This window comes from Xenorhabdus sp. PR6a (genome assembly GCF_028599065.1).
Taxonomy (GTDB): Bacteria; Pseudomonadota; Gammaproteobacteria; order Enterobacterales; family Enterobacteriaceae; genus Xenorhabdus; species Xenorhabdus doucetiae.
In genome coordinates, this window is the sequence record NZ_JAQRFJ010000050.1 from 1 (window position 1) to 15,961 (window position 15,961).

Sequence of the window (15,961 nt, forward strand, 5' to 3'; positions counted from 1 at the left end):
ATAAGTCTTTGTCTAGTCAAAAATAACAAACCTCGTTAGACTAAACGAGGTTTGTTAGAGACCAAAATCACTTATTTACATTTTACTAAATATGTTATAAAACTCTCCTTAATATATGGGAGAATCTATATTTATTTCCATATATATCACCTACAGCGTAATCAATCAGAACCAACCGCCCCCGATTCTCTTGTGCCCAATCAGAAGGAATACCTATTACCATCTGCTGTACATTGTCAAGCCTTTGATAATTCGTCTGCCTCATTGTGTTACCTATCAATCGAATTTCAACTGTTTGCTCTAATGTCATACCAGGGTAACTGACAATAACTTGAATCGAACCATCATCGAAATTGTAGTTCAGATTTGGCGCAGGTAAATCAAGATCTTGCTTTTCAATCTCAAGTCTGAAAGAACCTGAGTACTCAATATAGTTGTCGGATGTTCTTTCTACCGCAAATCGTATTTGCACTGTGTCGCCTATATTATCAATAAACTCCAGACGAGGAATATAGAATGTCATCGGCGCAACTTCATTTACTGTCTGAGTTGGCGTCGAATATGTAATATCTTTTCGACGTCCTTGCCATAAAACCTTGACAGTATGACCTGGAGCCATCCCCTCATAAACTGGCACATTGATTTTTAATTGATCTAACCGATAATAATCATCTTTTGTCAGCAGTTTACCTTGATTTCCTGTAGCTTCCGGAACACTGGGGAGACTATCAGATAAACTAGATGAGTCTGAAAAGACAAGATTGATATTTACCGTTGGTGAATCTCGTTCGTTCCCGTGACTGACTATTTTATATTGGGCTTGATAAGATCCATATCGCGTGATGTCATCTACAGGAAATAGTAACGAGTAGGGAGAAAAATCCTGTTTATCTGGGGTGATATAGTACGGAATAGATGTTATAACACTACCATCATTAAAACGAAGATAGCCAACTATTTCGTCTCCAATTTCTTCATCAACATACTTTCCAACATTCATTAATAAATATCTATTCCCCATTACATGAACATCATGCATATTAATGGTATCCGTCCCATTTGCCTGAGGAAACACAGGTGGAGAGAGTTCTATTTTTGCTAAGTTTGTCATTGAATACCTCTTTATGATTTTTCTGCATTAGGATTTTTAATATTTTCGACAGCATTAACAACAGGAACTAAAATTACAAATAAAAATCTTGGATAAGTAAAGTTATCTTTTATATTACCATCTTATATTTTTTAGCTCTAATAAAATGATAAATATAGGTGAGATTTCAAACGCAATACCATTTATAAATCATATAATTGAATATTGTCATTAAAACACATTTAATATTCACCAACCTCAAAGGTTTCATATTTTTTCATCACTGCTATTAATATAAGATCGCTATATAAAATGCCCTTTCCATAAAATTAATTCAAATCACTTTTTTCTATCGGCTGATAATTATTTTTTATTGAGCAGATTACTTTATTCAGGACATAATTTAACCTATAAATTATAAATTGTATCTTTAATTAAATAATAATAATTAATATGGCTTCTAAAATATTTATTTAAAAATTGTAATATTTATGATTTACAAAGAACTATTGAATTATTCCAAACGCACGATAAGCATTTTTCACTTTCCATAAATAACGTGAAGCCTGTGGTGCGGGATGATTATTTTGCACATATTGGTAAAACTCATTGGGTGTCATTCGATTAATTTTATTAATTGCTAACGTTCGGTTTGAATCAAACGTTCGCAACAATGCGCCTGCACCATTTACATAAGCGACTATCGTTGCATAATACAGCGTTTCCGGATTGGAAATACCTTCTAAATGCTGTTTTCTCAAAATGCTAATATACGCTGTACCAAGATCAATGTTGGTTTCAGGATCTTTCAACTCACGTACCGTTGGCTGCCCTGATTTTCCTTTCATTCTATAAGCATCCCGCCCGGCCGTGGACGCTTTGATCTGCATTAACCCAACCGCATTTGATTTACTGATAACCTCTGGACGAAAACCAGATTCCACCTGAATAATCGCTTTGATAAGGGTTTCATCAATACCATAACGTTTTGCAGCTTTCTGAATAAAACCATCAAATGGCGTTAGTTCAGATTTCTTGGGGAGTTTAAGAGAACCAAAAACTGCATTATTGCTATCAGGCATACGCTTTGCTGTCGTTGGCCTATTAACATCCGATTGATGACCTTGTTGGCCTGCACATCCCGTCAGTAACAATACCAGCGCAATAGAGACGAATTTTAATTTCACACAACTTCCCCTAACTCAGATCAACCCGATAAAGCATATATAATTTTATTGTTAAACTAAAAATATTTTTTATTGTTTATCAAAATAAATTTCTTTATTAATCATGGTTAACTCTGGACAACATGCTGATTTTTTGTTCGCATGAGTCTGTCACTGCGATATCGATCAACAGAAATTTAAGGAGTATCTACGAATCTATTATCAATTTCATCCGCTATCTCCTTGACTTTATGCAAATGGTACTGATAATCATTATCAATAATTAAGTCTATGACAAGTAAGGTTTATCACAATGGACAAAAAACACTCTCTTTCTGCTTTTCCGATATTCAGTCTGATTATTGCTTTGTTCACTATGACTTTATTCAGTCAGCAAGCGTATGCAGATAAAAAATTCAGGGTGGTTACGACATTTACTATTATTCAAGATATGGCGCAAAATGTCGCAGGGGATGCCGCAATTGTTGAGTCAATCACAAAGCCCGGTGCAGAAATCCACGATTACCAACCCACTCCCAAAGATATCATCAAAGCACAGCGTGCAGACCTAATCCTCTGGAATGGCTTGAATTTAGAACGCTGGTTCGAACGCTTTTTTGAAAATATGGCCGATATACCTGCTGCGGTGATAACCGAAGGTATTACGCCTTTGCCGATTCGTGAGGGGCCTTATAATAAAAACCCTAATCCACATGCCTGGATGTCACCAAAAAATGCGCTGATTTATATCGAGAATATCCGTAAAGCGTTTGTCAAACACGATCCAGAGAATGCTGAAATTTATAATCGCAATGCCAAAGCTTATGCAGAAAAAATAGCGCAATTGGATGCGCCTCTTAGAGAACGCCTTTCTCGCATTCCTGAAGAACAACGTTGGCTGGTAACCAGTGAAGGCGCTTTCAGCTATCTCACACAAGATTATGGTTTCAAGGAAGTCTACTTATGGCCGATCAATGCTGAAGAACAAGGCTCCCCTCAACAGGTTCGCCGTGTCATTGATACGGTAAGGGCCAATAAAATCCCCGTTGTCTTCAGTGAAAGTACGGTTTCAGATAAACCAGCAAAACAAGTCAGTAAAGAAACAGGTGCCCGTTATGGCGGAGTGCTTTATGTAGACTCTCTTTCCACTCAAAAAGGACCTGTTCCAACTTATATTGATCTACTTAACACCACTGTAGACACGATTGCAAAAGGATTTAATCAATGAATCGCTCATCGTTAAACCGCCCACCCTCATTTGGGCAGCCCCATTTAATTGTGGATAGCGCCACTGTCACTTATAACAATGGCCACACGGCTATTTACGATGCCAGTTTTAATATTACCGGTGGCACAATTTGTGCGCTGGTTGGCATGAATGGCAGCGGAAAATCCACATTATTCAAAACAATCATGGGATTAGTCACGCCTTCACAAGGAAAAGTGACCCTCAACGATCAACCTATCAAAGCCGCATTAAAACAAAATATCATCGCCTATGTTCCCCAAACCGAAGATGTGGATTGGAACTTTCCGGTTCTGGTTTCCGATGTTGTGATGATGGGGCGTTATGGGAAAATGGGATTCTTGCGCCGCCCCAGTAAACGTGATCATGACATTGTCAATAAAGCCCTGGAACGGGTTGGGCTGGCAGAACTGCGTGATCGCCAAATTGGTGAACTTTCAGGTGGTCAGAAAAAACGCGCATTTTTAGCCCGCGCATTGGCTCAAGAAGGGAGAGTTTTACTGCTGGATGAACCTTTTACTGGCGTGGACGTTAAAACAGAAAATGCCATTATTGATTTACTTCGTGATTTACGTGACGAAGGACATCTGGTCTTAGTATCAACGCATAACCTCGGCAGCGTCCCTGAATTTTGTGATCACGTTATTTTGATCAACCGAACGGTGCTCGCAAGTGGCCGGACAGAAAACACGTTTACTCAAAAAAATCTGGAAATGACCTTCGGTGGTGTCTTACGCCATATTAATCTTTCCGGCCCTGAATTACATGAGGATGACGATCCACGCTCGCTGACCGTCATTACTGATGATGAACGTGCTGCCGTCTTTTATGGACATAATCATCATATCCCACCACGGCAAAGTCCAAAGCAAAAGGAAAACCAGCCATGATGGAGCTACTTTTACAGCCTTTCAGTTACAACTATATGGTGAAAGCGATGTGGGTGAGTGCCATTGTTGGGGCTGTTTGTGCATTCTTATCCGCTTATCTGATGCTAAAAGGTTGGTCTCTGATGGGAGACGCTCTCTCCCACTCCGTTGTACCTGGCGTAGCCGGTGCATATGCTCTCGGTTTACCTTATGCGGGGGGGGCTTTTTTTACGGGAATGCTCGCCGCCCTGTCAATGACACTGGTGCGTCATATCACTCGGTTACGTGAAGATGCGGTGATCGGTTTTATATTCTCTACTTTTTTTGCCGTCGGATTATTGATCGTTTCTTTAAACCCAACATCCGTGAATGTACAAACCATTATTTTGGGCAATATCTTGGGGATTTCTGATGAAGATGTTTTACAAGTTGAAATCATTATCGCCGTTTCTTTTATTATCTTAATGGTACTTTGGAAAGATTTGTTGGTTGTTTTCTTTGATGAAACTCATGCACGTTCTATTGGATTATCACCGTTACGGTTGAAAATCATTTTCTTCACTTTATTAAGTGCCTGTACTGTTGCTGCATTACAGACAGTAGGCGCTATTTTAGTTATCGCAATGGTAGTCACACCAGGTGCAACGGCTTATTTATTAACCGATAGGTTTAAGCACTTGTTAGTTATTTCTGTTGCCATCGGTTCACTCACAAGTGGTATTGGCGCCTATCTGAGTTATTTTCTCAATGGTGCAACTGGCGGTGTCATTGTTACCATGCAAACAGTCATTTTCTTACTCGCGTTTTTCTTTGCCCCCAAACATGGCATGTTAGCCTCCCGCAGACGAGCCAGAAAGGAATCTCTGGCGTTGATTCAGGAGCAACGCTCATGAACACATTTATTGAATTAATGACTGAACCTTTTATGCATGAATTTATGCGCCGAGCTATCTTTGCTGCCATGATGGTAGGAGCTGTTTGCGCAGTTCTCTCCTGTTACTTGGTTTTAAAAGGCTGGTCGCTGATGGGAGATGCCATTTCCCATGCGGTTTTACCGGGTATCGTGCTTGCTTTTGTAGCAGGGATACCCCTTGCAATAGGGGCTTTCCTTTCCGGTATATTTTGTGCATTTGCCACTGGGTATCTAAAAGAACATAGCAGAATCAAAGAAGATACTGTTATGGGGATTGTTTTCTCAGGGATGTTTGCATTTGGGTTAGTGCTGTTTACTCGTATTGATACGGATCAACACCTGACACACATTTTATTCGGCAGCATACTCGGCATTACTCAACATGAATTGCTGCAAACACTGTGCATCGCAGGGATTACACTGGCTATTGTGTTGTTAAAAAGAAAAGATTTCATGCTCTATTGCTTTGATCCCAATCAGGCACGAGTAGTTGGTCTTCCCGTAAGACTTCTCCATTACGGATTATTATCGCTGTTGGCGCTAACCATTGTCGCATCCTTGCAAGCCGTCGGCATCATCCTCGTCATTGCGATGTTAATCTCACCTGGCATTATTGCTTTTATACTGTGCCGAAGTTTTGATCGCATGCTCATTGTGGCCATGGTTGCTTCTATATCATCCAGCGTGCTTGGAACGATCATCAGCTTCCATATTGATGGTGAAACCGGCCCCTGTATCGTCATTATTCAAGCCATTTTCTTTACTATTGCACTTATTTATGACCAAATAAAATTAGCTTGCAAGAAAGCCAACAAAGGATCGTTTGAAAAAATACTCTCCCAAACGACATCAATTCCAGAAAAATTAAACTAAAAAGAATAAAGTGCCATATCAAATTTGAGATATGGCCTTATTAATTTCCATTAAAATCCCTTTTAGCCTGTTCAAATGTTACATCTGTCTGTAATATAAGCACAGAAACTGTCAACTTAATGAGGTGAACCATGTGGCAAGCAGTGAACCGTCTATTAAGTGAGCATTTTGGTGACGCTGAAATTCGCGATAAAGCGGAATTGACAGGGGGAGATATTCACCATGCCTGGTACATTAAATATGGTGAACAACCTGTTTTTATCAAATCCAACGTGAAAGAAATGCTGCCAATCTTTAAGGCAGAAGCAGAACAACTAGATTTACTGGCTCGCAGCAAAACAATCCGTGTTCCTGACGTTTATGGTGTAGGTCATGACCGCAACTCTAGTTTCCTGTTGCTGGAACATTTACCTATAAAACCCTTTAACCCACATAGTGCGTATCTTTTCGGTCAACACCTTGCAAGGCTACATCAATGGAGTGAACAACCTAAATTTGGTTTTGATTTTGATAACATGCTCGCAACCACCATACAGCCTAACGGGTGGCAAAAACGCTGGAATCACTTTTACGCCGAAAAACGCATTGGATGGCAATTGCAACTTGCCGCTGATAAAGGCATGGTATTTGGGGATATTAGCCAAATTGTCGAAATAATCGGTGATAAATTACATAACCATCACCCTCAACCTTCTCTCCTGCACGGCGATCTATGGCCAATGAACTGTGCATCATTGAACGATAATTGTGCAGTTACTTTTGATCCTGCCTGCTATTGGGGAGACCGTGAATGTGATCTGGCAATGTTGCCTCTTTATCCAGATCTTCCTTTACAAATATTTGATGGTTATCAGAGTGTCTGGCCATTGCCTAAAGATTTCCTTGAGCGCCAACCTATTTACCAACTCTATTATTTATTGAATAGATGTAATCTTTTCGGAGGCGATCATTTTATCTTAGTACAAAAGATAATTAATAATCTTTTATCCGAACAGGCATAAAAAACTTTGTTAATGTGGTAGTTAAAATTCATTACATTAAAAATATGAATTTATTTTAACCAAAGCACTGTATGGAGCGTCCTTGCATAGTCATTAACTATTATTTAATTACATTACCACTCCCCAAAATTTAAATAAGAAATAAGCAATTGCACCGATAATGATAGGTGATATGTAAAGGATAAAAATCTGGCTGAATAAAGAATGACGGGGGAATTTAATTTTAGCTTCTAATTGTTCTTTGGTTATTCCACTTTCCTTCGCAAGTTCGAGGAGCATTTGATCTTCAATGCGCTCTTTGATGAATTTAAATTGACGATACATTCTCAAACCGGACGCACTCATTGCCAAACCAACAAACATCAGAATATAAATAACAAGAAAACTGATATTTTCCCCTGTGATCCCAGTAAGACGAGCTGGATTTGGTGAATGCTTCCAGAAAAAATCCAAAAATGGTGTATTAAATTTAATCATTTCTGTCATCATCCTGAGAAAATCATTTAATACCGCGTTAATACCATCACCTTTAACACCATTACCTTCAACACCATGTTGCCATGCGATCAGATTAACCACTGAGGCAAAAGTTGATAATAAAGACGGTACAAAAATAATCCAGCCCAAGATCCGTTTAGCGATAGCTACATATCCGGCTTGTTGATACGTCATGACATTCTCCATTGGCATAAATCATTTTATTTTTACTCAATGATAGCTCATAAGGAACCAACTTTAATCCTATTAGGAGAATAATTATCTTGTCTTTCCCATAAAAGTATTTCAGCTTTGTTAGCATCCATAACGAGATTTAATTTACTGAAATTGTTACAATTAAATCTCATTAATCACTGTTATTATCGTGGAGAAACTTGGGATGTCATTTCGTTTATCTATAGAAGCCGCCATTTTCCAATCCCTGTTGCACTATACATGACATGGCAGCGCAAACATTAACCACCATATTAGTTAATAACAAATTTTTCCTACTTACCCTCTATCATCCTTGTGCAAAACCCTCTATACTGCCTAACTGTATGTATAAACAGCAATTAACATAAATAATTAGTATAAATCGTTATGACAGCAGAAGGACATCTTCTTTTTTCCGTTGCTAGCCTTGTATTGGCTCACCAACTAGAAATCACACCTGAAATAGCACAGGGAGATTGGTTACATATGCTTCCCGGTGTACTTCTGGCTTCATTGTTACCGGATATCGACCATCCAAGCTCAACGTTGGGCAGATTATTCCGCTTTATATCTATTCCAATAGCACGGTTATGTGGACATCGTGGCTTTACGCACAGTTTATTAGCGCTGCTCGTGGGGGTTACTCTATTCCAGACTGAAATACCTTCTGATTGGCCTATTCCAACTGATTTTGTTCATGCAATGATTATCGGTTATATCAGCCATCTTATTGCTGATATGCTGACGCCTGCCGGTATTCCACTCTTATGGCCACTGAGAATACGTTTTTGTTTCCCTATCCTTAGAGGTAAAGAGCGTAAAAAAGGCGAACGTTTCATTGCCGTATTGGTTGTGGTGATCGCTATAATCCTTCCACAACATATCAACTTTTCATTTACTCACTATTTCGACAAATTACAATTTAACAAATTATCGTTTGATAAATTACCTATTGATAAGCTACAGAATTTCTACAAATAGCTGATCAATTCACATGCAGTCAATACCGTAACCCCATTTTAAAATGGGGTTACTAGTTAAAACCAAATAGAAAATCAACAGAAACACATTAGGATATATAACTAATCAAACTAGTTAGTGAAAATGATTATATCAAATTCCATTTAATTATAAGTAAGCAACTTCTTATACTGATAATATTCTCCCTTAAACATTTCATGGTATGTATTCGATAGATTTAAAATTGAAATACAACTTACAAATCAGAAGATTAAGAGAAAATAGAATACACTTTTCTCATCATCCAGAACGATTACATATCATGCAAAAAAATATATATCACATATAAGTTTTGGAGACTAGGGATGAATTTACCACTCATCATCAACGTGCTCGTTTTTGTAGCACTGCTTGTTTTATTAGCAAAAACAAGTTCAAATCAATGGAGCTTGTCCAAAAAAGTGCTTGTAGCTCTAGTCGTAGGTGTCGTTTTTGGGCTGGCATTAAACATCATTTATGGAACAGATAACCCTACCGTGAAAGAATCAATTCAGTGGTTCAATATTGTCGGTAATGGTTATGTACAATTACTACAAATGGTTATCATGCCATTGGTTTTCGCTTCCATCCTAAGCGCCGTTGCACGCTTACATAAAGCCTCTTCCTTAGGGAAAATCAGCTTTCTTACCATTGGCACATTATTGTTCACTACCTCAATTTCCGCTTTAATCGGCATATTAATTGCCAATTTATTTGGGCTAAGTGCAACTGGACTCATTCAAGGCACTCAAGAAACAGCGCGTTTATTAGCAATCGAAAGCAATTATATTGGCAAAGTTGCAGACATGAGCGTGCCTCAAATCATTCTCTCTTTTATCCCCAAAAATCCCTTTGCTGATCTGACAGGAGCACGGCCTACTTCCATTATTAGTGTTGTCATTTTTGCGACATTCTTAGGCATTGCCGCCCTACAAATGCTAAAAGATGATCATGAACGCGGTAATCGGGTTCTCGTTGCTATTGATACAATGCAGGCATGGGCAATGAAACTGGTTAGGTTGGTTATGCGCCTCACACCCTATGGCGTAATGGCGCTAATGACCAAAGTTGTTGCCAGTTCCAATATCCATGATATTACTCAATTAGGTAATTTTGTTGTTGCTTCTTACATCGCGCTTGGCCTGATGTTCGTTGTACATGGTGGGCTTTTGGCATTCACGGGAATTAATCCCCTGAAATTCTTTAAAAAAGCAGGCCCTGTACTGACATTTGCATTTACCAGCCGTTCAAGCGCGGCAAGTATCCCTTTGAATGTTGAGACACAAACTCGCCGCCTAGGTGTACCTGAGTCCATTGCCAGCTTCTCTGCTTCTTTTGGTGCGACTATTGGACAAAATGGTTGTGCGGGTATTTATCCGGCCATGCTGGCAGTGATGGTGGCGCCAACTGTAGGTATTGATCCCTTTGATCCTGTGTGGATTGCGACACTTGTGGGAATTGTGACTATCAGCTCTGCCGGTGTTGCTGGCGTTGGTGGTGGAGCAACATTTGCAGCTTTGATTGTTTTGCCTGCCATGGGACTCCCTGTCACCTTAGTGGCACTGCTAATTTCTGTTGAACCTCTGATTGACATGGGACGTACCGCATTAAATGTTAATGGTGCGATGACAGCAGGGACAATCACCAGTCAATTGATGGGAAAAACCAATAAAGAAGTGTTTTCGCAAGATGAAAAAGTGGTATTAAACCAGTCTTAATTCAAAAGAGATTAAAATAGGATCAACTAATAAAGCCGAGGGTCATGATAAACCTCGGCTTTGTATTTTATCGCATTATTTTAGGTATTCACCGCTGCGAAGCGCTTCAATACGCTTGTCCAATGGCGGATGGGACAAGAACAATTCACTGAAACTCTTCGATTTGCCATTAATACAGAATGCCATCATTCTCCCCTCTTCCTGAGGTTCATAGCTGGTCTTAAGACGTTGCAACGCAGCAATCATCTTTTCGCGTCCAACCAATTTTGCTGACCCTGCATCTGCATGGAATTCACGGTAACGGGAGAACCACATGGTAATAATACTTGCCAGAATACCAAATACGATCTCCAACACCATGGAGAGCACCATGTAGACAATGGGATTGCCATTACTGCTGCTCTCACTTTCATCATCGTTGCTGGAAAGGAAACTTGCAGCAGCCTGTGCAATGATACGTGAAATGAAGATAACGAATGTATTCACGATACCCTGCAATAATGTCATGGTCACCATATCACCATTAGCGATATGGCTAATTTCATGTGCAATGACGGCCTCAGCCTCATCACGGCTCATATTGTTCAATAACCCTGTACTAACCGCAACCAGTGAAGCATTACGACGTGCCCCTGTTGCAAATGCGTTAATATCCAAGGCATCATAGATAGCCACCTGTGGCATAGTAATTCCAACCTGATCTGCCTGACGACGTACCATCTCCATCAACCAAGCTTCCGTTTCGTTGGAAGGATTTTCAATAACCTGACCACCAACAGAACGCAGTGCCATCCATTTCGACATGAATAAAGAAATGAATGCACCACCAAAACCAAACAAACCAGCCATAATCATGAGACCAGCAACACTGCTCCGCTGAACTCCTGTAAGTGAAAGTACTATTCCAAACACCACCATAACAGCAAGGTTTGTGAGAAGGAATAAGGCGATTCTCATCATATAAATTTGCTTCCTTTAATGATCAAAAACAGTTCAACTAAGCGTTAAGCCATAAAATGGGGGTTACCCCCCTATTATTCAAGTTTTTTAACAGGTTAAACGATAGAAAAACATAACTTTACAATAATGATAAAAGGCCAACTATCAAGCCGGCCTTTTATCTATAACGAATTTTAAAACTATTTTTAAAACTATTTTTAAAACTATTTCGTTACAGCCAATTCAGCAGGCTGGTGCGCTAAATCCAGTGCAATTTTTACAGACTCATCTAAGTAAGGGTCTGGCCCTTTATAATCTTTTGATAAATCGTCAAATGACTTGAGCAACTTTTTGCCTTCCCGTTTAAAGCGCTCATTAATGTGATTTAGCCTGATTGTTTCGTATTCTTTGTTTTCTTTTTCTCTTTGAGCATAGTTCAAGGTGATAACACCATTACGTTCTTTGATGATTTTCTGGTAAGCAATATCTTGTTTGATATATTTAAACTCAGGATCATTCATAATCCGTTGATTATGCAGTTTAGTCAGTAACGGCTTTAATTCTGAAATCACTTTCAAAGAAGAATAATGTGCAGGCTGAATACTGTCCCAAGGTAAGGCGTTATCCTCTTGGCTTTCCCCGGTTTCAGAAGGCACTTCCCCTGTCGGCATAACGATATCAGGCGTTACCCCCTTAAGCTGGGTGCTGCCACCATTTATTCGATAAAATTTCTGGATAGTGTATTGTACAGAACCAATCTCTGGCCACTCAGGTCGCAGCATCTGATCATAAATGCGATTCAAAGGGCGGTATTGCTGAACAGTCCCTTTACCGAAGGAAGGGTCTCCCACAATTAATCCACGACCATAATCTTGCATCGCTGCTGCAAAAATTTCAGACGCAGAAGCACTTCTATTATCAATCAAAACAACCAGAGGTCCTTTGTAGTATGTTGCCTCATCCGTATCGGCTTCCACTTTAACTCTGCCGGTATTATCGCGGATCTGGACAACAGGCCCTGTAGGAATGAATAAGCCAGATAACGATACTGCTTCCGTCAACGCGCCACCACCATTGCCGCGCAAATCAACGACAATCGAGGAAATCCCCTGTTTAGTTAGCTTCTGCAACTGTACTTTTACATCGTTAGTTAAGCCAACATAGAAACTAGGGATATCCAGAATACCTACTTTCTCTTTCCCTACGGTTTTCACCGACATCTTGACAGCTTTATCTTCAAGACGGACACTGTCACGGGTTAAAGTAATAATATGGTTTTTTGCCCCTTTCGTATTTGGAATGATTTCAAGGCGGACTTTACTCCCTTTCGGCCCTTTAATAAGAGCAACAACATCCTGCAAACGCCATCCAACAACATCGACAATGGGCTTGCCTGCCTGCCCAACACCAATGATTTTATCCCCAACTTTCAATAAATGACTTTTAGCCGCAGGCCCCCCTACAACCAATGAAGCAATGGAAATATTTTCATCATCAGAGATCAAAGTAGCACCGATGCCTTCAAAAGACAGGCTCATCTCTGAATTAAACTGTTCTGTATCACGCGGTGAAAGATAGCTAGTATGTGGGTCGATTTCACGGGCAAAAGCCATCATGATATTTTGGAAAACATCTTCACTTTTGGTTTGTGTAAGGCGTTTCAACCACCTCTGATAGCGTTTGTTTAGAATTTCTCTAATTTCTTTATCATTTTTGCCAGATAACTTAAAGTTTATCCAGTCAAACTTGATCTTAGCATCCCAAAGTTTATTCAACTCCTCAACACTCTTTGGCCATGGTGCCTTCGTACGGTCAGCTTCGATTGTGTCATGGCCGTTTACATCAACGGGTTGATCTAAACGAGAAAGCACGTATTGATAGCGCTCAAAACGGCGCTTTTGCATCAGATTGAAGAGGTCATAAGGAAGTTTCAGATCGCCATTTTCAAGTTCTTTTCCTAACTTTCCTTTTCGAGTCGCAAACTGTGCGATATCAGAGGCCAAAAAAACATTGTGTCCATAATCCAGTTGATTCAGGTAACGGTCAAAAACTTTTCCTGAAAAATCCGCATCCAGATAAAACTGGCGATAGTGAGAGCGGAGAAAGCGGGAAACAATCCGCTGACTTACTGTGGAATGTTGGGATTCCGGTTTTAGATCTGGCAACTGGCTCAGACTAATAATAGCGGTATTGTGACCATTAATGACATTGGCGTTGGTAGCATGGCCACCACTAGCGACATTGTCATTAATAGTATCTGCATAACCTGTACTAAAAAATGATAGACCTAAAACGCAAGCCAAAATAATGAGTTTGTTCATGCCCAAGTTGGCCTCCGTATCAGAACTTTAAGTGTTCTGCGCGTACAATCATTGCTAAACCAGTAGGTAACTGCACCCTTACACCATCTTTTGCAATTTCAAGCACAGATGCGTTCACTAGGCTCTTTCCTACATTGACTTTGATTGTCTGACCGACTGTCAAAGAGGATACGTCAGTGACTGAAGTTAATTCAGGTTGTGCAATTTTCTTGATGGTTTTGTCTGCTGGTTTACGCGATTGTTGCTGACGGTCTTGCGAACGTGCTGGACGTTTTTCATCATCGCCTGATCTCTTTTGACGGCGAGGCACCGGCTTCTTATTCACAGGACGATCATTTTTCTTGTCAGATACGTTTTCAGCTTCACGTTTCTTGGCACGCTGCTCGGCGCGTTGAGCCTGTACCCGTGCTTTCGCTTCCGCCAGTTGTTGACGCGCATGTTCAATATGTTCAACTTCCAGCTCGCCACACATGTTCCCGTCAAGGTCAACACGCTGAGCGCCTTCCTTTACACCATAGAGATAGCGCCAACTGGAAGTATACAAACGCAGGGCAGAACGGAGCTGTGTTTTACTTAAACACTCTTCCTCCTGAATGCGTTCAACGATGTCCTGAAAGATCCCAATCTTCAAAGGACGTGCTTCACCTTCTGCTACAAAGCAAAGCGGGAAGCGCTCAGCCAAGAAAGCAATGACTTCTTTACTACTGTTCAACTTAGGTTGATTTTCCATGAAATTTCCTGATTACAACGGTTTTGCCAACCAGCGCAGGCATGAACAGGCGACATTATAATAGCGTTGCTGATAAATGCCACGTTATACGTATGTTAAGTTACGTTCTGTTGTAGATATTTTGACACAACACATTGTCCCAAATGGTTACAAAGCCTGATAACTAGCGCTTTCAAGCCATTTTCATCATGCTCGTCAAACCGATCAAAAACCGTGCTATCAATATCCAAAACACCAATAACATGCCCATTGATTACCAAAGGAAGCACAATTTCAGCATTACTGGTGGCATCGCAGGCTATATGACCAGAGAAAGTATGCACATCGGAAATACGCTGTATACTCTTATTTGCAACAGCTGTTCCACATACACCTTTTCCTATTGGAATGCGAACGCAAGCGTTCTTGCCCTGAAATGGCCCTAATATTAGGGTATCATTATCTACTAAATAAAAGCCAACCCAATTAACATGATCCAAACGTTCGCATAACAATGCACTTGTGTTAGCAAGAGAAGCAATAAAGTCGTACTCCCCTGACAGCAGTGCTATCAAGCTATCTGCTAGTTCTTGATAAAACTGATTCTTATCCATAAGCCCCTACACAATAGATATAAATTAAACAAAACATTAACAATGGTTTTACACAAGGTTTTTGCCATATCTAACAGACTATTTCTGAACGTGATCTGTCACTATGACTTGAAATTTCTTTCAGAATACCGTTTCTCTTCCTGAATTTAAATTTTCTTTAATTATTTTTACCAGTATTCACTTATAAAATTTAGGGCGATATCACAGCTTAATTAAAAGATGGCCTGACTTACATTCAGGATTGTGCCTTTGTTCATATTTTTATGATAAATAAAAAAAGGCCGAGTTCATTCCTCTACTCGGCCTAGGGAAAAATGGCTCTATCAAAGAGCCTTGCGCTAAAAGTTACCATTGAGGTAGAACAACTTACCATTTAAAGCGTAGTTGACATGCAATGATTTACCAAGTTTTAGCCATTATCGGTTGAATGGGACAGGGTCACATAAAGTCAATGCGGCTTGCTGAAATGGCTCAATACTCATTTTTTGGTTGGGATGTTCAGGATCATTTAAAAGGATAGTATCTAATGATGATGCAATAACTTTATTGGATTTCATCAGTTGTATCGCTTGATCATTCAACGGATACTGCATCAGTGTACTAGGATTTATCACAAACAACGCGCCACCTGACCGACAATCAAGCATAACCTCTTCGCGGGTAAATGCCCATTGTTTGCCAAACTGTAGTTTACTAATCGTTTTTATCGGTGCAGCGACTCCCTGAAAAGAGAGAAGCAAAAAAGCCAGCGCCCAAAATACTTGTTTCATTATCATTCCCCTGATAGATACATGTCGTGATTTTATCGCT

15 protein-coding genes are annotated in these 15,961 nt (G+C 39.9%); 7 read left to right on the top strand and 8 right to left on the bottom strand.

Annotated features, from left to right (window positions below):
- Positions 1 to 94: 94 nt before the first annotated feature.
- Both PSI15_RS13170 and PSI15_RS13175 read right to left on the bottom strand, forming a co-directional pair.
- Positions 95 to 1,111 (bottom strand): hypothetical protein, encoded by a 1,017-nt coding sequence (locus PSI15_RS13170; protein WP_273583921.1) that lies wholly within the window; start codon positions 1,109 to 1,111, stop codon positions 95 to 97.
- A gap of 485 nt (positions 1,112 to 1,596) precedes the next feature.
- On the bottom strand, positions 1,597 to 2,277 hold the full coding sequence (locus PSI15_RS13175; RefSeq protein ID WP_273583922.1) for a transglycosylase SLT domain-containing protein: 681 nt from the start codon (positions 2,275 to 2,277) through the stop codon (positions 1,597 to 1,599).
- Positions 2,278 to 2,569: 292 nt separating this feature from the next.
- On the opposite strand from PSI15_RS13175, the gene PSI15_RS13180 reads away from it, so the two are divergent.
- From PSI15_RS13180 to PSI15_RS13200, 5 genes are all read left to right on the top strand, one after another.
- On the top strand, positions 2,570 to 3,484 hold the full coding sequence (locus PSI15_RS13180) for a metal ABC transporter substrate-binding protein (RefSeq protein ID WP_273583923.1): 915 nt from the start codon (positions 2,570 to 2,572) through the stop codon (positions 3,482 to 3,484).
- On the top strand, positions 3,481 to 4,392 hold the full coding sequence (locus PSI15_RS13185) for a manganese/iron ABC transporter ATP-binding protein (protein WP_045970228.1): 912 nt from the start codon (positions 3,481 to 3,483) through the stop codon (positions 4,390 to 4,392). Before PSI15_RS13180 ends, PSI15_RS13185 begins: the two co-directional genes overlap by 4 nt.
- Positions 4,389 to 5,264 (top strand): metal ABC transporter permease, encoded by an 876-nt coding sequence (locus tag PSI15_RS13190; protein ID WP_273583924.1) that lies wholly within the window; start codon positions 4,389 to 4,391, stop codon positions 5,262 to 5,264. Before PSI15_RS13185 ends, PSI15_RS13190 begins: the two co-directional genes overlap by 4 nt.
- Complete coding sequence (locus PSI15_RS13195; protein WP_045970224.1) at positions 5,261 to 6,157, top strand: metal ABC transporter permease; 897 nt, start codon at positions 5,261 to 5,263, stop codon at positions 6,155 to 6,157. Before PSI15_RS13190 ends, PSI15_RS13195 begins: the two co-directional genes overlap by 4 nt.
- A 131-nt stretch (positions 6,158 to 6,288) precedes the next feature.
- The gene (locus tag PSI15_RS13200) at positions 6,289 to 7,158 is read left to right on the top strand and encodes a fructosamine kinase family protein (RefSeq protein WP_273583925.1); all 870 of its coding nucleotides are present in this window, start codon (positions 6,289 to 6,291) and stop codon (positions 7,156 to 7,158) included.
- Between the two features lie 108 nt (positions 7,159 to 7,266).
- Here PSI15_RS13200 and PSI15_RS13205 read toward each other — a convergent pair whose 3' ends face one another.
- Complete coding sequence (locus PSI15_RS13205; RefSeq protein WP_045970220.1) at positions 7,267 to 7,830, bottom strand: YniB family protein; 564 nt, start codon at positions 7,828 to 7,830, stop codon at positions 7,267 to 7,269.
- 408 nt (positions 7,831 to 8,238) lie between these two features.
- On the opposite strand from PSI15_RS13205, the gene PSI15_RS13210 reads away from it, so the two are divergent.
- Together PSI15_RS13210 and PSI15_RS13215 are read left to right on the top strand one after the other, a co-directional pair.
- Complete coding sequence (locus PSI15_RS13210; protein WP_273583926.1) at positions 8,239 to 8,832, top strand: metal-dependent hydrolase; 594 nt, start codon at positions 8,239 to 8,241, stop codon at positions 8,830 to 8,832.
- A gap of 344 nt (positions 8,833 to 9,176) precedes the next feature.
- Complete coding sequence (locus tag PSI15_RS13215; RefSeq protein ID WP_273583927.1) at positions 9,177 to 10,568, top strand: L-cystine transporter; 1,392 nt, start codon at positions 9,177 to 9,179, stop codon at positions 10,566 to 10,568.
- A 75-nt stretch (positions 10,569 to 10,643) separates the two neighbouring features.
- On the opposite strand, the gene htpX is transcribed toward PSI15_RS13215, so the two are convergent.
- From htpX to PSI15_RS13240, 5 genes are all read right to left on the bottom strand, one after another.
- Positions 10,644 to 11,528 carry a protease HtpX gene (gene htpX / locus PSI15_RS13220; RefSeq protein WP_273583928.1) on the bottom strand — a complete coding sequence of 295 codons (885 nt, stop codon included), beginning with the start codon at positions 11,526 to 11,528 and terminating at the stop codon, positions 10,644 to 10,646.
- 203 nt (positions 11,529 to 11,731) lie between these two features.
- Positions 11,732 to 13,828 (bottom strand): carboxy terminal-processing peptidase, encoded by a 2,097-nt coding sequence (gene prc / locus PSI15_RS13225; RefSeq protein WP_273583929.1) that lies wholly within the window; start codon positions 13,826 to 13,828, stop codon positions 11,732 to 11,734.
- A 19-nt stretch (positions 13,829 to 13,847) separates the two neighbouring features.
- Positions 13,848 to 14,558 carry an RNA chaperone ProQ gene (proQ, locus tag PSI15_RS13230; RefSeq protein WP_045970210.1) on the bottom strand — a complete coding sequence of 237 codons (711 nt, stop codon included), beginning with the start codon at positions 14,556 to 14,558 and terminating at the stop codon, positions 13,848 to 13,850.
- 95 nt (positions 14,559 to 14,653) lie between these two features.
- A complete protein-coding gene (locus PSI15_RS13235; protein ID WP_273583930.1) occupies positions 14,654 to 15,151 on the bottom strand; it encodes a GAF domain-containing protein in 498 nt (165 codons plus the stop codon).
- A 416-nt stretch (positions 15,152 to 15,567) separates the two neighbouring features.
- Positions 15,568 to 15,921 (bottom strand): YebY family protein, encoded by a 354-nt coding sequence (locus tag PSI15_RS13240; protein ID WP_273583931.1) that lies wholly within the window; start codon positions 15,919 to 15,921, stop codon positions 15,568 to 15,570.
- Positions 15,922 to 15,961: the final 40 nt, after the last annotated feature.